Raw genomic sequence first — 24,419 nt, 5'->3', positions numbered from 1 at the left:
GATTCACGCGCATAAAGCGCCCGAACCTTGGGAATTCAACCACCAGAACAGGGAACACCTGTGCGACACAGGGGTGAAGGTGGGGATGCGCAGATGAAGGCCATACGGTTCGCCGGCGCGGGACGGCCGCTCAACCTGGAGACCGTTCCGGACCCGGAGCCCGGACCGGAATGGGTGGTGGTCGACATCGAGGCGGCCGGTCTGTGCCACTCGGACCTCCACATCATGAGCGGCATGGACCTGGGGGACCTCACCGTCAAGTCCCCGGTCACCCTCGGACACGAGGGCGCGGGGGTGATCTCCGCGGTGGGCGACGACGTGCGCGGCTTCGCGGTGGGGGACCGGGTGGGCATCGCCATCGTCTCGCACCCGATCGAAGCGGCCCGCTTCGCGCCCGGCGTGGGGCACGACGGGGCGTTCGCCGAGCAGGAGTTGGCGCATGTCTCCACTCTGGTGCACATACCCGACAACGTGTCGTTCGCCGAGGCGGCGGTCGCCACCGACTCCGTGGCCACCGCCTACCACGCGGTGCGGGTCGCCGGTTCGGTGCGGCGCGGCCGGAAGGTCGGTGTCATAGGGCTCGGCGGGCTCGGCCTCAACGGCGTCCGCATCGCCCAGCTCCTCGGCGCGACGGTGTACGGGGTCGACATCAATCCGGCCACCTTCGGCGCGGCCGCGGAGGCCGGTGCCGTGGCGTGCTTCGAGGACGTCCGGCAGCTCGCGGGCCAACACCTCGATGTGATCGTCGACTTCGCGGGTGTCCCCGCCACGGCGGCCGCCGCCGTCGAGAGCGTGCGACCGGGTGGCCGCGTGGTGCTGGTGGGGCTCGGTGGCGCCGTCGCCCCGATATCGATCGCCTCCCTGGTGATGCGCAACGTCCAGCTCGTCGGCTCCCTCGGCGCGAGCAAGGACGACCTGCGCGAGGTGTACGACCTCATCGCGAGCGGTGCGCTGAAGCCCCGGGTGCACGAGGTGCCCTTCGCCGAACTCCCGGCGGCGATGGAGCGGTTGGCAAGGGGCGAGGTGCGTGGCCGCCTCTACACGCGGCCGCGCGCCACCATACCCGTGGCGGCGGAGGCCGCCTGAGGAATCACCGGCAGTATTGCCGAAGGCGGGCGGGGGAGCGTATGCCGGGTGCCGTGCGGCACCCGGCGCACTCGTCAGCGCGGTGTGGACCTGATCAGCACGGCGGCGGCCAGGGCGGCGAGCAGCGTGAGGCCGGCCGACCACCACAGCGCGTCGGTGTAGCCGTTCAGTGTCGCCTGCCTGAGCAGGGCGCCGAACGCGCTCGGCAGCCCCCGGCCGTTGAGGTTGCCGCTGCGGGCCGCGTCGGAGAGGCCGGGCGGAAGCGCGTGCTCCGCCTTCAGGCCGGTGGCGACGGCGGCGGCGAGCACGCTGCCGAGCAGCGCGGCGCCGAACACCCCGCCCACCTGGGCCGCGCAGTTGGTCACCGCGGCACCCCCACCCGTGTCCTGGGCGGCGACGCCGCCCGTGGCGATGGCGTACAGCGGCATCAGCGCCATGCCGAGGCCGAAGCCGGTGAGGAGCATGCCCGGCAGCGGCAGGGTCGCGTACGCGCTGTCGGTCCTGAGGAAGGTCAGGAGCGCGAGCCCGAGAGCGGCCGTCAGCAGGCCCGGCACGATCAGGGCGCGCGGCGCCACACGGTACAGCAGCCGGGCGGAGACCTGGGTGGCGCCCAGCACGACCGCGACGGCGGTGGGCAGCAGGAGTTGGGCGCTCTGGGCCGGGGCGTAGCCGAGGTCGCTCTGGAGGTGCGAGCTCAGGGCGGGCAGGAGCGCCGCGCCGCCGGCTCCGGCCAGAAGCAGCGTGACGAGGGAGCCGAGACGGTCGCGGTCCCTGAGGAGGGACGCGGCGAGGCGCGGATGGGGCGTGTTGAACTGCCAGAAGACGAAGGCCGTGAGGAGGGCGAGGCCGACCGCGAACAGGGCGAGCACCAGCAGGTCGGTCCAGCCGCGCGAGCCCGTCTCGTGAGAGCCGTAGACCAAGGCGGCGATTCCGGCGGAGCCGAGCAGCAGGCCCGGCAGGTCGAGGCGGCGGCGGGTGCCCAGCGGGCGGTCGTGCACCAGGGTGGCGGTGCCGATCACGGCGATCACCGCGAGAGGCACGTCGAGGTAGAGGGACAGGCGCCAGCTCAGGTTCTCGACCAGCCATCCGCCGAGGAAGAACCCCAGGCAGGAGCCGCCCGCGGTGACCGAGGCATAGATGCCGAAGGCCCGGCCGCGTGCCTTCGCTTCGGGGAAGTCCGCCGTGACCAGGGCCAGTGCGGCCGGTGTGAGGAGGGCTGCGGAGACACCCTGCAAGGCGCGGGAGGCCAGGAGGGTGTCCGCGTTCTGCGCCGCGCCGCCGCTCGCCCCGGCCACGGCGAAGCCGACGAGACCGATGATCAGCATCCGTTTGCGGCCCACCAGGTCCGCGAGGTGCCCGCCGAGCAGCAGCAGGGTGCCGAGGGCGAGGGCGTACGCCGTGAAGAGCCAGCTCACCGCGGAAACCGGCATGCGCAGATCGGCCACGACGGACGGCAGCGCCGAGTTGAGGGACGTCGCGTCGAGCAGCACGGACAGCTGCACCAGGGCGACCACCGCGAGACCCCACCAGCGCCTGGGGTGGGGAAGCGGCGCGTCCTGGGCCGGGGTCCCCGGCGGGGCGACGGGATGGGCCGGGGTGGTGGGCGCGTACGCGGGCGGCGGGGGTGTCGAGGAGCGCGGCGCGCCGGAGGGGACGCGCGGATCGACGGGTGACGACGGGGCGTCGGCGGGCGCCATGACCGGCATTTCCGGAGCGTAGTCGAGCAACTGGGCCGCGTGGCGGCCCAGTTGGGCCAGGACCGCGCCCGGCAGCCATTCGCCGCCCGTGTCGGCCGCCGTGCGGTCCGCGACCTGCTGGGGAGTGGGCCGCCTGGCCGGATCCTTGTCGAGGCACTGCCGTACGAGGTCGAGCAGGGACGCCGGTACGCCGGTCAGGTCCGCCTCCTCCTCGGCGACCCGGAAGAGGTGGGCGTTCAGGCCGGTCTCCGTGGCGCCGAAGAGCAGGCGCCCGGTGGCGGCGTGGACGAGGACGGCTCCCAGGCAGAACACGTCGCTGGCCGGGGTGAGTTCGAGGCCGCGCACCTGCTCGGGCGACATGAAGCCGGGGGAGCCGATCAGCATTCCGGTGCGGGTGTGCAGGCTGTCCCCGGCGAGGCTGTCCATGGCCCGCGCGATCCCGAAGTCGATCACGCGCGGCCCGTCCACCGTCACCAGGACGTTGGACGGCTTGAGGTCCCGGTGGATCAGGCCCGCTTCGTGCACGGCCCGCAGGGCGAGGGCGAGTCGGTTGGCCAGCACGCGTACGGAGTTCTCGGGCAGCCGCCCGAAGTCCTTGCCCACCACCGTGGTCAGGTCGGGCCCGGGTATGTACTGGGTCGCCACCCAGGGCACCGCGGCCTCGGTGTCGGCGTCGAGCACCGCGGCCGTCCAGGCGCCGCCCACCCGCCGGGCGGCGGCGACCTCGCGGGCGAAGCGCCTGCGGAATTCCGGGTGCTGCGCGTGTTCGGCCTGGACGACCTTCACGGCCACGGTCCGCCCGGCCTCGGAGCGGCCCAGATACACCAGGCCCATGCCGCCGGCGCCCAGGCGGGCGATCAGGCGGTACGGGCCTATGTACGCCGGATCGGATGAGATCAACTTGTCCACGGGGGAACCGTATTGCACGGTGCGGGCGCCTGGCACCGGATCCGCTCAAGACCGTTCAGGCGGGCCTCGTCGGCGGCCTGGGGGTTTCGTCCACGTGCAAGGTGAAAATGTCCGGGCGGCCGTAATGCCCGGTCGCGTCGAAGTCGAAGCGGCCGCGGGCGATGTCCCCCAGGTCGAGGTCGGCGAGGAGGATGCCCTCGCCGCCCCTGAGGGGGCCGGCCAGCACGTCGCCGAGCGGGGAGACGATGGTGCTGCCGCCGCCGATGAGGACCGTGTCCGGGGCGTCGCCCTGCACCGGATGGACGTCGGCGGGCAGATCCGACCGCAGCAGGTACTGGTTGGCGCTGAGCACGAAGCAGCGCCCTTCGAGCGCCACGTGCCGCATGGTGGCCTGCCAGGTCTCCCGGTCGTCGACGGTCGGCGCACACCAGAGGTCGACGCCCTTGGCGTACAGGGCGGTGCGCAGCAGCGGCATGTAGTTCTCCCAGCAGATCGCCGCCGCCAGCCTGCCGTGCCCGCTGTCGATCACCGGCATCGTCGAGCCGTCGCCGAACCCCCAGATGAGCCGCTCGGCGGCGGTCGGCATCAGCTTGCGGTGCTTGCCGAGATATCCGTCCGGCCCGAAGAACAGGGCGACGCAGTACAGGGTGGAACCGGCCCGCTCCACCGCCCCGACCACCGCGTGACAGCCCAACTCCCGGGTGAGCGCGGCCAGTTCACCGGTTTCCGGTCCCGGCACCTCGATGGCCGACTCCACGTAGCGCCGGAACGTCTCGCGCCCCTCACGGCTGCGGCTGCCGACCCGCACCCCGAAGTCGAGCCCTTTGGGGTAGCCGCCGAGGAACGCCTCGGGCAGCACGACGACCTGCGCGCCCCGCCCGGCCGCCTCACGCATCAGGCCCAGCGCCTTGGCCAGGGCGGCCGGGGTGTCGAACAGGGGGGAGCCCGCCTGGACGACGGCGGCGGTGAGGAGAGTCACGGGGCCCAGCGTAGGGCGGCCGGTGGTGCCCGGCCACGGACGCGGCCCGGGTTACTCCTCGATGGCTCCGCCGATGTGCCGCAGATGCCTGCGGAAGGTGTACTCCGGGTCGTCGGCGCGCCGGGCCAGATAGGCGTCGAAGGAGGTCTGGCGGCGCAGGGTGTGCCCGTCCCGGATCCGGTCGGCCTGCTCGCGCTCGGTCTCGCGAATCCGCAGCGCCGTCCCCAGGACGTCCTCGACGTGCTCGGCGCCCACGAACAGGACGCCGTCCGCGTCGCCGAACACGACGTCCTGCCTGCTCACGACGTGGGGACCGAAGTGCGCCGTGCTCAGTGCCTCGGGCTCCTGCGGATCGAGACGCACGGGGCCGGGCGGGTAGCTGCCATAGCTGAACACGGGCAGCCCGATGTCCGTCAGTTCCGGTGTGTCACGGTGCAGGCCCCACACCACCAGACCCGCCACCCCGGCGGCCGAGGCCTCCAGCGCGGCCAGGTCTCCGACACAGGCCTCGTCGGTCCGGCCGCCGTTGTCGATGACCAGCACGTCGCCGGGTTCCGCCCGGCCGAACGCCTCCAGGAACACGTCCACGCTGCCGTAGTGCCGCGCCGGCAGCACCCGACCCGCGATGCGGTGCCCGTGCACGACGGCACCGATGCCGGGCGGCGCGACGCGCAGCGGCACGCCGTGGCGGACGCAGGCGTCGGCCACCAGCGGCGTGGACAGGTCGGCGAAGGCCTTGAGCATGGAGTCACCCCTGACGTGGCAGCGCCGCCCCGCGCGACGGTGCGGCGCGATCCTACCGGCGACGCGGCCGTCGGCCGCGGGCCAGGGCCCCTGGGGCGGATCGCGCGGCCCTGGCTCCTGGCGCGCCGCGCGCACGTCGGTGTTGCTCGGCATGGCCCGGTGGGCGGCGGGGCAGAGCTACCTGGTGAGTGAGCCCGCACCCGTTTCACCGCGAGCCGACGTTCCGGCAATGGCCCGACTTTTTCGACCCCGATCGCTTCTCGGCCCCCCGTTTCGCTCCCGTACCCCAGAATTTCCGCGGTCAACTGGCGCCCGCGGCACGCCCGGAGGGAAATCCAGGATCCGCGTGAAATCTGTGCTGATAATCCGTCCCGTGAACGGGACAGCGGTAGGGCTGAGAAAACTCGGTTGGCGAGCCGCTTCAGCAGTGTGCGGGATGGCGATTCTGGCGTGGGGTCAGATCGCGGTTCCGGCGGACTCCTCGGCGGCGGCACCCGCCGCCTGCCGGAGCACCGTGTTCGCCGGAGTGGCGCACGAGGACGACGATCTCCTCTTCATGAGCCCCGACTTGCTGAACGACTGGGGAAGAGGGGCCTGCCTCGACATCGTCTACCTCACGGCCGGCGACGCCGGAAGCAGCGGTACCGGCTACACCGAGCAGCGGGAGCAGGGCGTCGGCCGCGCGTACGCGCGGCTGGCGGGCGTGCCCAACGACTGGGGCCGCCAGGACCGCCAGCACGCCGCGCGCACGGTCCGCTCTTTCGCGCTGCGGGTCCCGGCGGGCCGCCCCGCCGTGCGGGTCACGTTCCTCCGCCTCCCGGACGGCCTCCACGACGGCTCGGGCACCCGCCTGCAAGCGGGGCAGAGCCTCCTCAAGCTGGAACAGGGAAGAATCCGCCGCATCACGACCATGGACCGCAGCGCGAGTTACGACACGAAGGAACTCACCGAGATGCTGTCCTGGCTCGTCGCGGATTCCCACGCCAAGACCGTGCGCACTCTGGACTATCGGAACATCGACCACGGAATCGGCCCCCGGAGCGACCACAGCGATCACGAAGTCGCGGCCCGCTTCGTGAAATCGGCGGCTGCCTCGATTCCGGGACCAAAGCCCGCGGTCGTCGGATACCGGGGATATTCCATCAGCTCGCTTCCACCGAATCTGGCCCTTCCGGTGGCCCGGCGAAAGGAATCGGAATTCCGGCGGTATCTCTCCACGACGCTGTGCACCACGGCCTGCGCCGACTACACCGGGCCGCTGTGGTCCTCGTACCAGCACTGGATGGTGCGCCAGTACCGCGCGTAGCGGAGGTGTCCCGGTGCCGTCTGGGCAATCCGGCACGGTACCCAGTACAACGGGGGACCGGGCGGTGACCACTGGGAGGCATGTGTGCGCAGGATCGCGATCGTCGGGGCGGGGCAGGCCGGGCTGCATCTGGCCCTGGGGCTCCAAGCCGCCGACTACGACGTGACGTTGGTGTCGGAGCGGACCGCCGAGCAGATCCGCGAGGGCCGGGTCACCTCGACGCAGTTGATGTTCGGACCGGCGCTGGCCCTGGAGCGGGCGGCCGGGCTGAACCTCTGGGACGAGCAGGCGCCCGTGATGGGCGGCCTGGAGATGAACCAGTGGGACCCGACGGCGGATGAGCCCTGGTCGGCGCGGTTCACCACCTCCTACGACCACGAGGCCCGCTCCGTCGATCAGCGCCTCAAACTCTCCGCCTGGCTGGAACTGTTCGCCTCCCGCGGCGGGCGGGTGGAACACCGGGCGGCCGGTGCCGAGGACCTCGCGGGGATCGCCGCGCGCCATGAGCTCACCGTCGTCGCCACCGGCCGCGGGGCCCTCTCGTCCCTGTTCGGCCGCGACGCGGCGCGTTCGGTGTACGACCGGCCCCAGCGCGCCCTCGCCGCCTTCTACGCGTTTGGCGTGAAGGCGAGGGGGGACGAGACCGACGCGTATCTGCGGGTCACGGGGGTGCCCGCGGCCGGGGACGCGATCGCCCTTCAGGCGCTGACCGTGGGCGGCCCGTGCGAGATCCTGCTCCTGGAGGCCAAGTCGGGTGGCCCGTACGACTGTTGGCAGGACCGGCCCGGTCCGCGCGAGGGGCTGCGGCGCGCGGTGGAGCTGCTGCGGGTGTACGCGCCCTGGGAGTACGAGCGCTTCAGCGGCGCCGAGCCCACCGACCGGGGCGCCGCGTTGTACGGCGCGATCACCCCGACGGTCCGCTACGCAGTGGCCGCGCTGGGCAACGGACACCACGTCCTGGGCCTGGCGGACGCGGTGGTCGTCAACGACCCGCTCACCGGGCAGGGGGCGAACAACGCCGCTCGGGCCGCGGCCTGCTACCTCCAGGCGATCGTGCGCCGCGGCGGGCTGCCCTACGACGAGCCGTGGATGCGGCGGACCTTCGAGGAGTACTGGGAGCAGGCCCGGTACATCCACGCCTTCACCGACCTGATGCTGCGTCAGCCCCCGGCCGAGCACGTCTCCCGTCTGCTGCGGGCCACCTTCGAGTACCCCGAGCTCGCCCACCGCTTCGCCAACGGCTACGCGGACCCGCTCGGCTACCACGACTGGCTGATGGATCCGGAGCGGGCCGATGCCTGTCTCGCCTCGATCGCGGCGTCCGGCTGAGGACCTGTCCCTCAGCCGCGGCGGCTCCGACCGGTCGCCGTCCGCCCTCCCGGCTACGACGGCAGGGCGGATCCGGCGAGCGGGCGCTCCGTGAGCAGCAGGTCCGCGTGGTGGCGGGCCGCGACCAGCGGGTGGGCCCGCAGCTTGCCCTTGAGCTCGTTGCGGCCGTACTCGGCGAACAGCGGGTTCTCCGGGTCGGCGGTGGCGCCGGGTGCGTGGGCCGCGTGCGGGAAGGGCAGCGGCTCGATGTGGGCGTCCAGGCGCGGGTTGTAGAAGAACGGCACCGAGAAGCGCTCGGTGGCCCCGGGCGGGCTGACCACGCGGTGGTTGGTGGCGACGAGGTAGCCGTTGGTGGCCACTTCGAGCAGCTCGCCCAGGTTCACCACGAAGGCGCCGGGCAGCGGCGGCACGTCGTGGAACCGGCCGTCCTCGCGCTGCACCTGGAGGCCGCCGACGGTGTCCTGGTGGAGCAGGGTGAGGAACCCGTAGTCCTTGTGGGCGCCGACGCCCTGGCCGGTGCCGTCCCCGGAACTGCCCGGGTAGCGCACCAGCTTCAGATGCAGATGGGCGCGGTCGCCGAACACGTCGTCGTAGAAGTCCTCGGGCGCCCCGATCGCGGCGAGCAGCTCGTGCAGCAGCTTCTCGGCGACGGCGCTGAGCCGGTCGATCCAGGTGAGCGCCGCGGTGCGCAGCTCCGGAAGCGCGGTGGGCCACTGGTTGGGCCCTTCGAGCCACCAGTAGGCGGGCTCGCCCGGACCGGGTACGCGGGCGGCGCGCTCGGCGCCGATGTCGAGCTGGTCGCGCCAGTCCCGGGAGCCGCCGGTGCGTTCGTCGCCGATGCGCGTATAGCCGCGGAAGTGGGGCGAGTTGACGTTGTCGATGGCCAGCCGTTCCGCCTCCGGCAGCCGGAAGAAGGCCCGCATCGTGTCGTTGAGGGCCGCGGTCTCGGCATCGGTGACGCCGTGCCCGACGAGCTGGAAGAAGCCGACGTCATGAGCGGCGCCGTGGAGCTGGGCATGCAGCAGGCGACGGGCCCTGGGGCCGCGGTCGGCGGCGGAGAGGTCGATGATCGGGAGCTGCGAGGAGGACACGTACGACATGGGAGCCATCCGCTGGGTATGCCCCGGCCGGCGCGGGTGGGCGCGCACGCGGCGCCGCCAGGGTGGGGCGGGCGCCACGAGGACACGGGGAGGGTGAAAGGGGGGCCTGGGTCAGCGGTAGGTGCGACAGGCCATGCTCGTAACGCGGACGTAGTCCACGTGGCGGCGTCGTACGAGCGGAGGCATGGCGCAGAGGTTACTCCTAGGCGACCTTCTGGTGCTGTGACGGCCATCACATGTGCGGGAGCGCTGTGATCATGAGTCGGGACCCTCTCCGGGGGCCGGGCCCCACCCCTTGGCGGCCGTCGTCGTCGTGGGGTTCGCGCGCACCGAGGTGTGGCCGGGCGGTGAGCGCCGATGGCTGTGCTCGATGTCCGGGGACGCCGTGGCTGGTGGAGGTGCGCCCGGGCCCCGGCGGCGATGGGGCCGTCCGGCGGACGGGGTTTCCATCGGGGTCGGGGCGGGGCGGGGCGTCGGGTGTCAGGTGGACCTTCGGCCCCTGGTCATCAGAATGCCGCCCGCGACCAGTGCGAACAGGCACACGCAGGCGCCTGTGATGACGTTGCTGAGGATGGCTCCGGTGCCGGCGCTGCGTGCGGCGATCCAGGGGGAGACGATCAGCCAGGCTCCGAGGAGCAGGACCACGAAGTTCAGGTCCTGGGACCTCTCCGGGGCCATCGACATGCACAGGCCCAGGACCGCGAGGGCTATGCCGACGACGAGGTTGCTGAGCGCCAGGGTCGGCTTGGCGGCCGAGAAGTGGACCGTCCAGCCGGAGATCGCTGCGTATATGCCGGCGAGGATCACCAGTTCCTCGACCGCCGCGACGCCGCGGGTTTCCATCACCCTGGCGTAGCGGTCCCGCATCTCCGATACATCGGGGTGCCCGGAGATATCACCGGGGCGGTGTGAGACGTCGGCCATCCGACTCGCCTCCTTCTGAAGTCTGCACGACTGGCCGCGCTGCGACAGTATGTCGCCCATCCATTGTGCTCTTATATGTCCTTTATGTGTAGTCCGGGAATGCGGCAGCCCGCCCCACCCCGCGACGGGTCGCGCTCGGTGACTCATGCACTACGGAACGTGCGATGCGGCCGACTCGCGCGGACCGGATCCGGAGACCGGTCCACGTCGCGGGGGAGCTTCAGCCGCGGGGCGGCCGGGCCACGTCCGCCGGTCATCTGCCGGTCATCTGGCGGGAGTAGGACCGGGCCATGTCACAAACGACGAGTGCACCGGTGGCCTCCCCGGCCGGCTTCTCCGACGTCAAAGGCTGGTTCTGGCCGGCCGACCAACTGCTGTTCGACTGGTTCCTGAAGCGTCAGGACGAGACCCCGCGACAGGCCGGTGACCTGCTCGAACTCGGTGCCTACCTGGGCAAGAGCGCGATCTTCATCGGCGGCTATCTGCGATCCGGCGAGGAGTTCACGGTCTGCGACCTCTTCGACTCACCGGCGCCGGACGACCCCAACAGCGCGGAGATGGACCGGTCGTACTCGACGCTGACCCGCCGCGCCTTCGAAGCCAACTACCTCGCCTTCCACGAGGAGTTGCCCACCATCGTGCAGGCGCCCACCTCGGTCATCGCCTCCCGCCTGAAGGCGGGCAGCTGTCGCTTCATCCACGTCGACGCCTCGCACCTGTACGAGCACGTGCACGGCGACATCGTGGCCGCGCGGGAACTGGCCGCCCCGGACGCGATCGTGGCCTTCGACGACTTCCGGGCCGAGCACTGCCCCGGTGTCGCCGCGGCGGTGTGGGGCGCGGTCGCCACGCAGGAGCTCAAGCTCATCTGCATCACCGGCACCAAGGCGTACGGCACGTGGGGTGACGCCGAGCCGGTGCGCACCGAACTGCTCACCTGGCTCACGACGCGCACCGACCTGTGGCACGGGGTGGAAGAGGTGGCGGGCGCGCCGCTCATCAGGATCAGCGGCAAGAAGGCCCAGGCGCCGACTCCGCCCCGGCCGCTGCGTGGGGCCCCGCCGCAGGAGGCTGCTCCGGCCGCGGTGGCCGTCCCGGCCCGGGCGACCGCTTCCCGGGGACTGCTCGCCCGCGCGCTCGGCGGCCGGCGCCGGCGCTGAGCAACCCGACGGCCCCGGCTCGCCGTCTCGCGCGGGAGCCGGGGCCGTCACCGCCGACCGGGCCAGCCCCTTGGCCGTTCACGTTCGGCCGGGGCGCGAACTCGCGGGCCCCGGCGCCCCGTCGGGCTCAGTGGTCGACGACCACGCCCACGCCCTGCTCCTGCCCGAACAGGTCCGTCCACGAGCCGAAGAACAGGAAGCTGTTGTTCGTTGCGAGTCCCACCGCGGCGAACACCAGCAGCTGAGTCGCAACCAGCAGTCCCAGCCGGCCCAGGACGGTTTTCCAGTTTTGACGTGCCAGGCGCGGCCACAACCAGATGGTGACCGTGAACATCACCACCGCGCACAGCACGGTCAGTGCCAGCACCTTGTTACTCGTGAGACCCATGGGTCGATAAAACTCTCTGCCAGAAGTTCACCCGGGCAGGCCCGAGTGGCACCGCTCGGGGGTGCTCAGGAGAGTAGACAGCGATGCGGGCAGATCCGTTCCAGTGCGGGGCCCTCAGGATCTTTCCCTCCGGCCGGCCCATATGGCCCGGCGACCCGATCGCCCCGGCTAACTGAGGGCGGCGAGCTCCGTGCCCGCCAGCAGGAAGCCGCCGACGCCGAAGTCCGCCGTCGTGTCGTAGGTGACCGGCTGGCTCGAATCCGGGCGGTCGCCGACGCCCTGGACGTAGCCGAGGAATCCGTCGGGGTGGACGGCGGTGGAGACCAGACCCTGCCAGGCCCGGGCGGCGACCGGCAGGAACGCCGCCCGCGCGACCAGACCGGTCCGGACCGCGTGGGCGGCGCCGTAGGCAAGGAACGCCGTGCCGCTCGTCTCGGGGCCGGGGAAGTGCGCCGGGTCGGCGAGGTTGACGTTCCAGAACCCGTCGGCCCGCTGGACCCGGCGCGCCGCGTCGAGGAGGCGGACCAGCGTCCGGCGGTACTCGGCGACGTGCGGAGCGCCCGGCGGCAGTGCCGTGAGCGTCTTCACATGCGCCCCGGCGACCCAGCCGTCGCCCCGCGACCAGACCACGGGCTTCCCGGACGGCGACACCACGGCGCCCGGCAGACCGGGCACGAACCTCTTGTCGCGGAACCACAGCCCGAGCCCCGGGTCGTAGAGCCCCGGCCCGCCCTCGGCGCTCTTGGTGTGGCGGTAGAGCCGGTAGAGCTTCTCCGTGTACGCGGCGTCGCCGCGCAGCACCCCCAGCCGCGCGAACCCGGGCATGGCCATGTGCAGGGCGTCCGCCCACCACCAGTCGTCGTCCTTGCCGGGCCGGTCGACGGCCACCATGTTGTGCAGGCACTCCTCGATCGCCGCGATCTTCGCTGGTTCGGGTTCGACGGCGTAGAGGTCGAGATAGGTCTGGCCCGCGCACTGGTTGTCCGCGTGCCGGGTGCTCACACCCCCGAGGAGACCGTACGCGTGGCTCTCGGCCCAGCCTCGCGCGTACGCCAGGTAGCGCGCCTCGCCGGTCAGGCGGTACAGGGCCATCAGCCCGCTGAAGAACGTGGCCCGCGCCCAGCCGTTGTCGCCCGGCGCGGTGTGCGCGGCGATCCAGTGGTCGGCGACCCTGCGCAGCACGGGCACGATCTCGTCGCGGCGCGGAGGTCGGCCACCGGCGGCGGAGGCCGCGGGGGCGAACGGAAGCGCGGCGGCCAACGCCGCGCCGCCGACGAGGAGTTGACGCCGTTTCATGACTGACACCTCTCGGGTCGCGTGGTTCCGTATCCTGCACGCGAATCCGGAGGGTGTCCACGGGGCGGGCGCGACCGGGCCATTGACCGCATACGTGAACGCGAGAGGTGCGGCGCGTCAGTGTCCCGCCGGGACCTCCGGGGCGCGGCAGGAGCTCACCGTGTCGAGATACGCGGAGACCGCGTCGCGGTTGCGGGTCAGGCATGCGATGCGCTGCGTCATGCGGTCGCGTTCGAGGGTGAGCGTGGAGAGCATCTCCGGGGTGGCGTCGGGGAAGTGGATGACGCGGGGCTTGTTGAGGCAGGGCAGGATCTGCTTGATGATCCGGGTCGGCAGCCCGGCGTCCAGCAGCCCCCGGATCTGCAGGACGCGGTCCACGAGGTCCTCGTCGTAGTGGCGGTAGCCGTTGGGGGAGCGGCTGGAGACGATGAGCCCCTGCTCCTCGTAGTAGCGCAGCAGCCGGCGTGACGTGCCGGTGCGCTCCGAAAGTTCCCCGATGCGCATGTGCTCCCCCTCGGTCGACGGCCTGAGCCTCACATGTGTGTGAGGCTTGGGGCGAGTCTAGGGGGCGGGTACGGCGCGCTCGGCTATCGGCCAGGTCGCAGATCGCGTACGAAGCGAAGGCCCGGCCGCCCGCTCAGCCGCAGACCGCCGGTGGGGATGAAGCCGGTGCGGGCCAGCACGGCCCGGGAGGCGGTGTTGTCCAGGGTCGTGACGGCCGTCAGCTCGGTCAGGCCGTACTCCGCGACGGCCAGTGCGCAGACCTCTCGTACGGAGGCCGTGGCCAGCCCCTTCCCCGCGGCCCGCTCGGCGATGCGGTACCCGAGCTCCGCCGAACCGTCGTCGGCGTCGACCAGGTTGACCCGCCCCAGCACGCCGCCGCCGTCGTCGTCCACCACGACGTGGAAGAAGCAGCTGCCCGCGTCCTGCTCGGCGAGGAGCGCGGTCAGGCGTGCCTCGAACTGGGCGAAGTAGTCGTCGCCCCGGTCCGGGATCGACGCGGCGAAGTACTCCCGGTTCTCCCGCTCGAACTCCAGCAGCGCCGGGGCGTGGTCGGGGCGGAGTCGCTGGAGTCGGGGCACGCGCCAAGGTTACGGGGTGCCGGTCTCGTCCGCCGGGTCGAGCTTGCCGCACCCGCGCGGGGCTGCTCTGATGGGTGGCCGTGACGGCAGTGAGTGCGACCGGGACGGTCGAAGCGGTATTCAGGATCGAGTCCGCACGGATCATCGCGGGCGTGGCCCGCATCGTGCGGGACGTCGGCATCGCGGAGGAACTCGCGCAGGACGCCCTGGTCGCCGCCCTGGAGCAGTGGCCCGAGGCGGGCGTCCCCGACAAGCCGGGCGCCTGGCTCATGGCCACCGCCAAACACCGCGCCATCGACCTGGTACGCCGCAAGGAGACCTACGCCCGCAAACTCGCGGAGGTCGGTCGGGCGCTGGAGGACGTGCCGCCGCCCGACCCGGGGGATGTCGACGACCCCGACGCCATCGACGACGATCTGCTGCGGCTCATCTTCACCGCCTGCCACCCCGTGCTGTCGACACAGGCCAGGATCGCGCTCACGCTGCGCCTACTCGGCGGGCTGACCACTCAGGAGATCGCCCGCGCCTTCCTGGTTCCCGAACCGACGGTGGCGCAGCGCATCGTGCGCGCCAAGCGGACCCTCGCCAAGGCCGGGGTCCCCTTCGAGGTGCCGTACGGCGCCGACCGGGACGCCCGTGTCTCCTCCGTGCTCGACGTCATCTACCTCGTCTTCAACGAGGGGTATTCCGCGACGGCGGGCGACGATCTGGTGCGTCCCGCCCTGTGCGAGGAGGCGCTGCGCCTGGTCCGCGTCCTGTCGGGCCTGATGCCGAAGGAGCCCGAAGTGCACGGCCTGGCGGCCCTGTTGGAGTTCCAGGCCTCCCGCATCCCGGCCCGCACCGGATCCGGCGGCGTTCCGGTACTGCTCGCCGACCAGAACCGTGCCAAGTGGAACCGCCTGCTCATCCGCCGGGGCATCGAGGCCCTGCACCGGGCGGGCGACGGCCCCTACTCCGTGCAGGCCGCCATCGCCGCGTGCCATGCGCGGACCGTCCGCTACGAGGACACCGACTGGACGTCGATCGCCCTCCTGTACGGCCGCCTGATGGCGCTGACCCCGTCCCCCGTGATCGAGCTGAACCGGGCCGTCGCCGTCGCGATGGCCGAGGGACCGGAGGTCGGCCTCGAACTCGTCGACGCCCTGCGCGACGAACCGGCCCTGAAGGGCTACCACCTGCTGCCGAGCGTACGCGGCGACCTCCTGGAGCGCCTCGGCCGGGCCGCCGAGGCGCGGGCGGAGTTCGAGCGCGCGGCCTCGCTGACCCACAACGCCCAGGAACGGGAGCTCCTCCTCGGCCGTGCCGCCCGGGTCCACCCCGAAGGCCCCTAGCGGGCCGTCCGGATGCCGTCGGCGCCCGTTGCAGCTCACCCCGGTGGACGTCCATGGGGCCGTGCTGTCACCTCAACAGGCCGCACGCACAGGTCACTTACCGCAGAACTCCCCTTCCGCGACCGCCATCACGTCGCCGGTCCAGTCGGCGTTGAAGTTGAGGGCCAGCGCATGGCGGGCGTCCTTGGTCACCAGGGCCTCGGAGCTGGAGCCGAAGATGCCGCCGTCGTGACCCCACACCTCGGTGCCGCAGGACAGCGTCACCTTCATCAGGCCGAGCCCGTACGAAGCGTTGGGGCTTCTGTTGATCCGGACGGTCGTCGTCATCTCCGCGAGCTGGCGGGCAGGCAGCAGTTTCCCGCCGAGCAGGGCGCGCAGGAACCGGTTCAGGTCGGGGGCGTCGGAGACCACCTCGCCGGCCGACCCCGCGACCGACGGGTTGAGTTCGGTGACGTCGTACACCCGGTCCGGTGTGCCGCCGAGCGTGGAGTACGCCCGGCCGCTGGGGGCCGGCATCCGGGCCTCGGTGCCGGGGAACGAGGTGGGGCGCAGGTTCAGGGGGCGCAGGATGCGCCGCTCCGCCTCCTGCGCGTAGGTGTGGCCGGTGACCCTGTGGATCACCATCCCGGCGAGGATGTAGTTGGTGTTGGAGTACGTCCAGCTCGTGCCGGGCGCGAAATAGGGCTCGTGGGCCAGGGCGGTCCGTACGAGCCGGTCCGGGCTCCAGGTGTCGAAGCGGTGCTGGAGGAAGCCGGGTCCGAAGAGGAGGTTGCGAAAGCCCGGGTCCCTCGTGTAGTCGAAGATCCCGCTGGTGTGATTGAGGAGTTGGCGCAGCGTGATGGAGCGCCCGTCGTTGCCGTGGTCGCGCACCACACCCGGCAGCCAGTGGTCGACGGTGTCGTCGAGGCTCAGCCTGCCTTCCGCCTCCAGTTGGAGCAGCACGGTCGAGATGAACGTCTTGGTGAGGGAGCCGACCCGGAAGGTGTCCTGGGCCCGGCGTTCGCGTCCGGTGCGCGTGTCGGCGACGCCCGACTCGCCGGTCCAGCGGCCGTGACCGTCCTCGGCCACCCCGATCACGCCGGGCACGCCCGCGGCGACCGCGGCGTCCATGGCTCGCTGGGCGGCCCGATGGCCGGTGGGGCGTGCCTGCTCCGCCGAGGCGGGCTCGACGGACGCGGTGGCGATCACCGCCGCGGCGACGGCCGCCGCGAAGATCGCGGTTCTGACTCTCCGTACTGTACGAACTGCCATGGCCTCTGCTCCCGCTGGTTCTCGTGTGTGCGCCGGTCGGCCGGGAGGACCCGCGGCTGAAGAGAGGAGTTGAGCGGGCTTGGCACGGTTGAGCGCGATCCAGCCGATTTCCGGTTCCGCCCTCATGGAAGCGGAAGGACGGCTGCGGAGCGTCGCGACACGACCGCCGCATTGCCTGCGCAAGCGTGTCTGCCGCGAGCCGACGATCTAGGTTGGGCGCGCCCGATCCCTTCGCCACGGGGCGAGGGATGGCGCCGGGTGACGCAGGTCCGGCGCATGTCCGCGGACGCGGGGAAGCCTCGACCCTGGACAGGGGGCGGATGTGCGCGAGCTCGGCCGGCGCCGTTTCATGACCGCGGCAGGTTCGCTGGGAGCCCTGTTGGCGACCGGGGCCCCCGCCTTCGCCACCCCGCACGCGCGGGACGCGGCGAGCGCGCACGAGTACGTCGACGTCCAACTGCTCAGCATCACCGATCTGCACGGCTTCCTCCAGGGCGCGCCGGGGGCGGACGCGGTGATCACCGGCGCGGGCGGCCGGGAGTACGAGGTGGGCGGAGTGGCCTACATGGCCACCCATCTGGAGCGGCTGCGGGCCGGCCACGCCAACTCGATCTTCTTCGCCCCGGGCGACCTGTTCTCGGGGTGGACGTTCGCGGCGGAGACCCTGGCGGACGAGCCGACCATCGAGGCGCTGAACCGGCTGGGGCTCGACTTCGCGACGGCCGGGAACCACGAGTTCGACCGCACACCGGGGTTTTTGAACGGCCATATGCAACTCGGCATCCCGTACCCGGGGATGGGCCGCACCAATTCGTTCCAGGACTCCCGGGGCAGAGCGTTCACTGGGGCCAGCTTCCGCTACTACTGTGCCAACGCGGTCTGGCGGGACAGCGGCCGCACGGTGCTGCCGCCGTACAACGTCGAATGGGTCAGCGCACCGGGCGGACGCCGGCTGCCGATCGGGTTCATCCATCTCACCACGCTCGGCACCGAGCGGTTCTCCACCTCCTACCAGCCCGCGCTCTCGACGCTCGACGAGGTCGCCACCGTCAACCGGTACGCCGCGGAGCTGAAGGGCCACGGGATCAACGCCATCGTCCTGAGCATGCACGACGGGGCCGTGGCGGGGGAGGACTTCAACAGCGCGACGCTTCCTTCCGGCCCCGCCTACGACCTGGCCCTGGCCGTGTCGGCCGACATCGACGTGATCGTCACGGGCCACTGGCACTGCGCCTTCAACATGATGCTGCCCGATCCCCGAGGTGAACCCCGCCCCTTCGTAGAGGCGGGGTGCCACGGTCAGTTGATCAATGAGATCAACCTACGGCTCGACCCGCGCACCGGATCGGTGGTCCGCGCGCTGACCACCTCCACCAACCACCCCAACACCCGCGACGTACCGCCCGACCCGGCCCTCAAGGAGATCGCCGACTACTGGACCGGGTACGCGAACCGGCGCGGCTCGCGGCCCGTCGGGCGGGTGACCGCTTCCTTCTCGGACCGGCTGGGTGCGATGGGGGAGAGCCGGATGGGGAACCTCGTGGCCGACTGGGCGCTGTGGGCCGGGCGCCAGAAGCCGGATTCCTTCGACAACGGGAACGTCAACCCGAACGCGCCCGCCGAGCTGGCCCTGATCGCCGTGGCTCCCCGCACGGGGCGCGGTGTCATCGTCCACGGGCTGCCGCACGACCCGTCCTCGGGCGGGGCGATCACCTTCGACCAGGCCTGGAGAGCGGTCGGGTACGGCTGCCCCGTCCTCACCGCCACGGTCACCGGCCAGTGCATCCACGACGCGCTGGAACAGCAGTGGACCGAGGAGGGCACGGATCTCGTCTACGCGCCGCTCGCCGTCTCCTCCAACGTGCGCTACGTCTTCGATGCCGCCGGGCCGCCCGGCGCACGCGTCAGCCCGGACCAGGTCCTCATCGACAACGCCCCGCTCGACCTCCGCGCCTCCTACCGGCTCGCCTCCATGGCGTACACCTTCCTCGGCTCCGACGGCTACCCCGCGCTGCTCCAGCACACCGCGGCGGTCCGCCACACCCGCGACTTCGAGAGCTTCAACGCGTTCGTCCGCGCCAACTCCCGTCTGAGTCCAAGGCCGTTGGGGCGCGTGCGGGCGATCAACGCAGCACGGCCCGGCGCGCGACTGGGCACCCTGCCCCCGCGTTCGCGCTCCCGCGCCCTGCCCCCGCCGGCCCACGTCGCCTGCGAGGGGCCGCTGCCCGAACTGTAGGGAGCCGCCGTTCGGCGGGGATCATCCGCCAGGGCGCGGGCGGCGTGACCGGGTGAGGCGGGGCACGTACGCCACGCGGCCGGGCACTTACCCGCGGGCGGGCTGGGTAGGGTCGAGGCAAGTGGTGTCCGTGAGGGGAGGCCGGTTGACCGACATGACCGACGACTTCGATCCGGCGGTACGGCGGATGATGGCGTCCAACGAAGCGAACTGGGATGCCCGCACCCCGGTCCATCTCGCCAGCCGCTTCTACGCGGTGGCCGACAAGAGCGCCGACCCCGCCCGGTGGTTCGCGGAGTACGAGTGGCAGGACCTCGGGGACCTGGACGGACGGGACGTCCTGCACCTCCAGTGCCATCTCGGCACCGAGACGATGGCGTTCGCGGCGCGAGGGGCCCGTACGGTCGGCCTCGACCTCTCCGGCGCCTCGGTCTCCGCGGCGCGGGAGCTGGCCGCCGAGGCGGGCCTGGACGTCGAATACGTCCAGGCCAACGTCTACGACGCGGCCGGGGCACTGGACGGCCGGCGGTTCGACGTCGTCTACACCGGCAAGGGCGCGCTGTGCTACCTCCCGGACCTCGCCCGCTGGGCCTCGACGATCGCCGCCCTGCTGCGCCCCGGCGGCCGTCTCCACCTCGTCGAGTTCCACCCCCTGTTCACCTCCCTGGGGCCCTCACCGGGCCCGGGTGAGGGCGACGAACTGCTGCTGCGGCACGACTACTTGGCGGGCCGCGGGCCCATGCGCCGCGATGCCACGTACACCTACACCGACGGCCCGCCCGTGCGGGACGCGACCGAGTGCTTCGAGTGGGCGCACGGTCTCGACGAGGTGGTCAACGCCCTCCTCGGCGCCGGGCTCAGGATCACCGGACTGCGCGAGAGCCACGAGCTTCCCTGGCCCCGCTGGCCCCACATGGTGCCCACCCCGCAAGGCTGGTGGCGACTGCCCGACACCTCTCCGCGCATCCCGCTCCTGTACGCCCTGCAAGCCGAGCGCTGACCCTTGCGGTTCCGCGTCCGGGTCATTCAACTCCCTTGACCCGAGCCTGATTTGGAGGGGTGGCCGCGGGGGACAATTCCAGCGGGTGCATCTCGGCGGGGCGGCCGGGTTTCGTGCCGAAGAAGACGGGCGCGCGGTCCGTGGCCCGAGCCGGTTCCGGCGTCCGTCGGCCGCCGTGATGCGGACGGTTGAGCCGTGTGCCGGGCGCGCGGGAACTCGACGCGGAAGTACGGCCCCGACGCGGGGACGTGCGACACGGATCGGGGAAGGGCGGCCTTCGATGAGGAGAGGTCCAAGGAGCCGATTAGCCTCCGGTACCGCCGGGTCCTGTCCTGTGCGGGGACTCCGGATGGGCGCCGCATTCTCCGGTGCCGTGACTCGTATTCATGACGGCTGCGCGCAAGCGGGGTTGAAGGAGGCCGGTTTCAGTTCAGCCGCTCGTCATGTCACACCTCCTCCGCGTTTCGCGCGTCTTTTTCTGCCCGTGTGGTTCGTGCGCTTGAGTGGTGAGCGTCGGCGGCGGGGATCCGGCGCGCATGGTCCGGCGGCGTGTCTTGGGTTCGGCCATCCTGTTGTGTTGTATTTCTTGTGCCCGCAATGAGCGGATTCGTGTCGCGTAGTTCTTCGGGCCGCCAGGTGGGGAGCCGGAACATCACTCCCGGCGTGGCCGCGTAGGTTTCGAATGAGGGAGTCGATATGTGGGGCGTGGGTCGACGCAGCTTCATGACTGTGGCGGGATCACTCGTGACAATGGCGGCGACGGGCACGCCGGCCCTGGCCAGCGGCCACGCCCGCGACGCCGCGAGCGCCTCGGAGTACGTGGACGTACAACTGCTCAACATCACGGACCTGCACGGCTATCTGCAGGCCCCGCCGCCGGGTGACGCGGTCATTACCGGCGCGGGCGGAGAACAGTTCACCGTGGGCGGCGTCGCCTATCTGGCCACGCATCTGGAGAACCTGCGGGCCGGACACACCAACTCGCTGTTCTTCGCGCCGGGGGACCTGTTCTCGGGCTGGGAGTTCCCGGCCGAGTCGCTGGCCGACGAGCCCACCATCGAGGCGCTGAACCGGATGGGACTCGACTTCGCGACGGCCGGAAACCACGAGTTCGACCGGACGCCGGGATTCATGATCGACCACATGGAGCACGGCAGACCGTACGCGGGCGAGGGCTGGACGAACAGTTTTCCCGACTCGGCGGGACGGACTTTTCCCGGCGCGAACTTCCGCTACTACTGCGCCAACATGCTGTGGGGCAATTCGGGCAGGACCGTCCTTCCCCCGGTGAATGTGGAATGGGTGCAGGGGCCCGGCGGCAGGCGTCTGCCGATCGGATTCATTCACCTCACGGTCACCGGAACGGAAACCTCGTCGACGGGATTCCAGACGGCTCTGCGCATGCTGGACGAGTTGAAGACCGCGAACCGCTATGCGGCGCTGCTCAAATCGCAGGGAGTCAACGCGATCGTGCTCAGCATGCACGACGGCGCGGTGGCCGGAAGCGATTTCAACAGCGGAAGCGCGCCGTCGGGGCCCGCCTATGATCTGGCGCTCGCCGCGTCGCCCGACATCGACGCGATCGTCACGGGCCACTGGCACTGCGCGTTCAACATGATGGTGCCCGATCCGGCGGGCCGGCCGCGCCCGTTCGTCGAGGCGGGCTGCCACGCTCAGCTCATCAACGAGATCAACCTGCGGCTCGACCCGGTGACGGGGAAGGTCGTGCGCGAGCTGACCACCTCGACCAACCACCCCAACACGCACGACGTGACACCCCATCAGGACCTCAAGGACACCGCCGACTACTGGACCGGCTATGCCAACAACCGGGGCGCGACCCGCATCGGGCGTCAGACGGCGTCGTTCACGCGCACCCTGAACAGCATGGGCGAGAGCACGATGGGCAACCTCGCCGCCGACTGGGCGCTGTGGGCCGGGGCCCAGAACCTGGACCCGTTCGACACGGGGAACATCTACGCCAACGTCCCCGCGGACCTGGCACTGATCTCGCTGGCCCCCCGTGTCGGGCCCAGCGTCATCAACACCGACCTCACGCTCGACGCGACCACCCAGGGAGCCGTCTCCTACCGCAAGGCGTTCAACGCGGTGGGGTACGGAAACCCGATCCTGACCGCGACCGTCACGGGCCAGTGCATCCACGACACGCTGGAACAGCAGTGGAAGATGAAGGGGACCGTCCTGACCTACGCGCCCTTCGCCGTGTCGCACAACGTGCGGTACACGTTCGACGCCGCCGGGCCGGTGGGCAACCGCGTCAACCCCGCCGACGTCCTCATCGACGGTGCCCCGCTCGACCTGCACGCCACCTACCGGCTGGCCACCACGGCCTACACGCTGATCGGCGCGGACGACTACCCGGCCCTGCTCGACCACACCGAACCGGTGCGGCACACCCGTGACTTCGAGAGCTTCGTCGCCTACGTGCAGAGCCAGTCCGTGCTCACCCCCGCCCCCCTCGGCCGGGTCACCGCGCGCAACGCGACCGCCCTGCGCGGGGAAACGCAGGAGCTGCTGCCGCTGCCGCGCACCCGCAGCGCCGAGACCGGGCCCAGGGTCGCGGCCGCGGGCACCACCGGCGGCCGGGGTCGCTGCTGACCGGGCGGCCCCACGCGAGAGCGCGGCGGACGCGGTGGTGAGCAGCACGTAGGGTCTCCTGCGGTGGGGCGGCGCTGGACCCACCGCCGTGATCGCCCGTTGCCCGGAGGCCGACCCTGAGTACCGTCACCGCCGAGATCGTCTCGGCCGTCCTCCTCCTCGGCGTGCTCGCCTTCGCCGTCGTGCGCCCCCGGAATTGGCCGGAAGCGGTGGTGGCGCTCCCCGCGGCCGGGCTCGTCGTCGCGCTCGGCGCGGTCTCGCCCACCGCGGCGTGGCAGCAGACCCGCGATCTGCTGCCGGTGGTCGGCTTCCTCGCCGCGGTCCTGGTGCTGGCCCAACTGTGCGACGACGAGGGCCTGTTCGCGGCCACCGGGGACGCCGTCGCCCGGCTGTGCGGTGCCAGTGCCCGGCGGCTGCTCGGCGGCGTCTTCGCCGTGGCCGCGGTCATCACCGCGGTGCTCAGCCTCGACGCGACCGTGGTGCTGCTCACCCCCGTGGTGTTCGCGACGGCGGCCCGCTCCGGCGTCCGGGCCCGCCCGCACGTCTACGCCACCGCGCACCTGGCGAACTCCGCCTCGCTGCTGCTGCCCGTCTCCAACCTCACCAACCTGCTGGCCCTTGCCGCCAGCGGGCTCTCGTTCACCAGGTTCGCGGCGCTGATGGCGCTGCCCTGGCTGGCCGCCATCGCCGTGGAGTACGCGGTCTTCCGCGGCTTCTTCCGTGCCGACCTGTCCGCGACCCCGCGCGGGGCACGGGCGCCGGGCAGCACGGACATGCCGGTGTTCACCCTGGTGGTCCTCGCGCTGACGCTCGGCGGGTTCGTCGTGACGTCGTTCGCCGGCCTCAGCCCGGCCTGGGCGGCCCTCGCGGGCGCCCTCGTGCTCGCCGCCCGCGCGCTGAGCCGACGGCGCACCACCGCACGTGCCCTGGTGGCCTCGGCCGGTATCCCGTTCTGCCTGTTCGTGCTCGGGCTGGGCATCGTCGTGAAGGCCGTCGTGGACAACGGGCTCGGCTCCGCCATCGGACGGCTGCTCCCCGAAGGTGACTCGCTGCCCGCCCTGCTCGCCGTGGTCGCCGTGGCGGCGGTCCTCTCCAACCTCATCAACAACCTGCCCGCCGTGCTCGCCCTGCTCCCGGTGGCCGCGGCGGGCGGGCCCGGCCCGGTGCTGGCCGTCCTCATCGGCGTCAACCTCGGCCCCAACCTCACCTACGTCGGGTCGCTCGCCACCCTGCTGTGGCGGCGCATCCTGCACGAACACGACGACGCGCCCGCGCTCGGCGACTTCACCCGCCTCGGGCTGCTGACGGTTCCCGCCACACTGGTCGCGTCGACCACCGCGCTGTGGGCGGCGCTGCACACGATCGGAGGCTGAGCGCATTCCATGAGCGTCATCGTCTGGATCACCGAGAGCACCTGGCCCGCCTGCGTGGACGCCGCGCGCGAGCGGGCCGCCGACGGGGACTGCGTACTCCTGCACGTCACCGACGACGCGGTCACGGAGGCCGCGCATGGCGCGTTCGCCGGGCTCCTCGGCCGCGGCCGTGCCGACCGCGATCCCGGGACCCGGCTGGAAGGCCTCTCCCGGGCTGCCGCGGACGACCTCCTGGCCGAGGCGGAGCGCCGCCTGGGCAGACCGGCCCGCCGCCTCGTACTGCACGGACGCCCCGAACAGCAGGTCGTGCGTGCCGCGGAAGGCGCCGACCTCCTGGTCTGCGCCCGCGACGGCGACCGTTCGCATCTGGGGCCGCGCAGCCTCGGCCCCGCCACCCGGTTCGTCGTCGACCACGCGCCCTGCCCGGTCCTGCGGTCTGGCCGGACGCGGCACCCGGCCTCGACTCGCTGCCGCCGCCACCGCCGCATCACCCACGAGGTTGACCGAGGGCCCGGCCCGGGCCGGTTGGCGTGCGGGGGAGGGCCGGAGCTAGCCTTGGGGAAGCGGTGATCCCTGGTGTTCACCGCGCGGCGGTGGGGCCCGCCGTAC

Annotated in this window: 18 protein-coding genes and 2 pseudogenes; 10 read left to right on the top strand and 10 right to left on the bottom strand. The window is 72.0% G+C overall.

All coding sequences use genetic code 11. The annotated features are described in order from the left end of the window. Positions 1-93: 93 nt before the first annotated feature. Positions 94-1,086, top strand: a complete 993-nt coding sequence (locus AC07F3_RS11225; protein ID WP_479112705.1) for a zinc-binding dehydrogenase — start codon at positions 94-96, stop codon at positions 1,084-1,086. Between the two features lie 74 nt (positions 1,087-1,160). Here AC07F3_RS11225 and AC07F3_RS11220 read toward each other — a convergent pair whose 3' ends face one another. The 3 genes from AC07F3_RS11220 to AC07F3_RS11210 are packed head-to-tail and all read right to left on the bottom strand — an operon-like array spanning position 1,161 to position 5,415. Next, on the bottom strand, positions 1,161-3,692 hold the full coding sequence (locus tag AC07F3_RS11220) for an MFS transporter (RefSeq protein WP_479112703.1): 2,532 nt from the start codon (positions 3,690-3,692) through the stop codon (positions 1,161-1,163). Positions 3,693-3,747: 55 nt separating this feature from the next. Then, entirely contained in the window at positions 3,748-4,671 is a 924-nt protein-coding gene (locus AC07F3_RS11215) for a nitrilase-related carbon-nitrogen hydrolase (RefSeq protein ID WP_479112701.1), read from the bottom strand. Positions 4,672-4,722: 51 nt separating this feature from the next. Beyond that, a complete protein-coding gene (locus AC07F3_RS11210; RefSeq protein WP_479112699.1) occupies positions 4,723-5,415 on the bottom strand; it encodes an RraA family protein in 693 nt (230 codons plus the stop codon). A 436-nt stretch (positions 5,416-5,851) separates the two neighbouring features. Between AC07F3_RS11210 and AC07F3_RS11205 the strand changes: the two genes are divergently transcribed. Both AC07F3_RS11205 and AC07F3_RS11200 read left to right on the top strand, forming a co-directional pair. After that, a complete protein-coding gene (locus AC07F3_RS11205) occupies positions 5,852-6,721 on the top strand; it encodes a PIG-L family deacetylase (RefSeq protein WP_479112697.1) in 870 nt (289 codons plus the stop codon). Between the two features lie 84 nt (positions 6,722-6,805). Next, a complete protein-coding gene (locus AC07F3_RS11200) occupies positions 6,806-8,050 on the top strand; it encodes a styrene monooxygenase/indole monooxygenase family protein (protein WP_479112695.1) in 1,245 nt (414 codons plus the stop codon). 53 nt (positions 8,051-8,103) lie between these two features. Here the strand turns inward: AC07F3_RS11200 and AC07F3_RS11195 are convergent, their stop codons facing one another. Together AC07F3_RS11195 and AC07F3_RS11190 are read right to left on the bottom strand one after the other, a co-directional pair. Further along, positions 8,104-9,150 carry an isopenicillin N synthase family dioxygenase gene (locus AC07F3_RS11195; RefSeq protein ID WP_479112693.1) on the bottom strand — a complete coding sequence of 349 codons (1,047 nt, stop codon included), beginning with the start codon at positions 9,148-9,150 and terminating at the stop codon, positions 8,104-8,106. 480 nt (positions 9,151-9,630) lie between these two features. Further along, positions 9,631-10,074 carry an SPW repeat protein gene (locus AC07F3_RS11190; protein ID WP_479112692.1) on the bottom strand — a complete coding sequence of 148 codons (444 nt, stop codon included), beginning with the start codon at positions 10,072-10,074 and terminating at the stop codon, positions 9,631-9,633. A gap of 290 nt (positions 10,075-10,364) precedes the next feature. Between AC07F3_RS11190 and AC07F3_RS11185 the strand changes: the two genes are divergently transcribed. Then, on the top strand, positions 10,365-11,234 hold the full coding sequence (locus tag AC07F3_RS11185) for a class I SAM-dependent methyltransferase (protein ID WP_479112690.1): 870 nt from the start codon (positions 10,365-10,367) through the stop codon (positions 11,232-11,234). Between the two features lie 130 nt (positions 11,235-11,364). Here AC07F3_RS11185 and AC07F3_RS11180 read toward each other — a convergent pair. The 4 genes and pseudogenes from AC07F3_RS11180 to AC07F3_RS11165 form a co-directional block, all read right to left on the bottom strand. Beyond that, positions 11,365-11,622: pseudogene (locus AC07F3_RS11180) on the bottom strand (esterase); the annotation flags it as partial. A gap of 168 nt (positions 11,623-11,790) precedes the next feature. Next, positions 11,791-12,918 (bottom strand): glycoside hydrolase family 88 protein, encoded by a 1,128-nt coding sequence (locus AC07F3_RS11175; protein ID WP_479112688.1) that lies wholly within the window; start codon positions 12,916-12,918, stop codon positions 11,791-11,793. A 117-nt stretch (positions 12,919-13,035) separates the two neighbouring features. Further along, positions 13,036-13,422, bottom strand: coding sequence for a MerR family transcriptional regulator (locus tag AC07F3_RS11170; protein ID WP_479112686.1), 387 nt, complete (start codon positions 13,420-13,422; stop codon positions 13,036-13,038). An 83-nt stretch (positions 13,423-13,505) separates the two neighbouring features. Next, positions 13,506-14,000 carry a GNAT family N-acetyltransferase gene (locus AC07F3_RS11165; RefSeq protein WP_479112684.1) on the bottom strand — a complete coding sequence of 165 codons (495 nt, stop codon included), beginning with the start codon at positions 13,998-14,000 and terminating at the stop codon, positions 13,506-13,508. Positions 14,001-14,074: 74 nt separating this feature from the next. On the opposite strand from AC07F3_RS11165, the gene AC07F3_RS11160 reads away from it, so the two are divergent. Then, complete coding sequence (locus tag AC07F3_RS11160; RefSeq protein ID WP_479112683.1) at positions 14,075-15,331, top strand: RNA polymerase sigma factor; 1,257 nt, start codon at positions 14,075-14,077, stop codon at positions 15,329-15,331. A 93-nt stretch (positions 15,332-15,424) separates the two neighbouring features. Here the strand turns inward: AC07F3_RS11160 and AC07F3_RS11155 are convergent, their stop codons facing one another. Then, positions 15,425-16,582 carry a serine hydrolase domain-containing protein gene (locus AC07F3_RS11155; RefSeq protein ID WP_479112682.1) on the bottom strand — a complete coding sequence of 386 codons (1,158 nt, stop codon included), beginning with the start codon at positions 16,580-16,582 and terminating at the stop codon, positions 15,425-15,427. Between the two features lie 322 nt (positions 16,583-16,904). Between AC07F3_RS11155 and AC07F3_RS11150 the strand changes: the two genes are divergently transcribed. The 5 genes and pseudogenes from AC07F3_RS11150 to AC07F3_RS11130 all read left to right on the top strand — a co-directional run bounded on the left by AC07F3_RS11150 (position 16,905) and on the right by AC07F3_RS11130 (position 24,313). Next, positions 16,905-18,818 carry a bifunctional metallophosphatase/5'-nucleotidase gene (locus AC07F3_RS11150; RefSeq protein ID WP_479112681.1) on the top strand — a complete coding sequence of 638 codons (1,914 nt, stop codon included), beginning with the start codon at positions 16,905-16,907 and terminating at the stop codon, positions 18,816-18,818. 154 nt (positions 18,819-18,972) lie between these two features. Beyond that, the gene (locus tag AC07F3_RS11145; protein WP_479113095.1) at positions 18,973-19,818 is read left to right on the top strand and encodes a class I SAM-dependent methyltransferase; all 846 of its coding nucleotides are present in this window, start codon (positions 18,973-18,975) and stop codon (positions 19,816-19,818) included. A gap of 750 nt (positions 19,819-20,568) precedes the next feature. Further along, complete coding sequence (locus AC07F3_RS11140; RefSeq protein WP_479113093.1) at positions 20,569-22,437, top strand: bifunctional metallophosphatase/5'-nucleotidase; 1,869 nt, start codon at positions 20,569-20,571, stop codon at positions 22,435-22,437. 116 nt (positions 22,438-22,553) lie between these two features. Continuing rightward, entirely contained in the window at positions 22,554-23,810 is a 1,257-nt protein-coding gene (locus tag AC07F3_RS11135; RefSeq protein WP_479113091.1) for an SLC13 family permease, read from the top strand. A 9-nt stretch (positions 23,811-23,819) separates the two neighbouring features. Continuing rightward, a pseudogene (locus tag AC07F3_RS11130) lies at positions 23,820-24,313 on the top strand (universal stress protein). Positions 24,314-24,419 lie beyond the last annotated feature (106 nt).

The organism is Streptomyces sp. NPDC045846 (assembly GCF_056431605.1).
The sequence above is the reverse complement of the archived record's forward strand: the minus strand, read 5'-3'. Positions and strand labels throughout refer to the sequence as shown.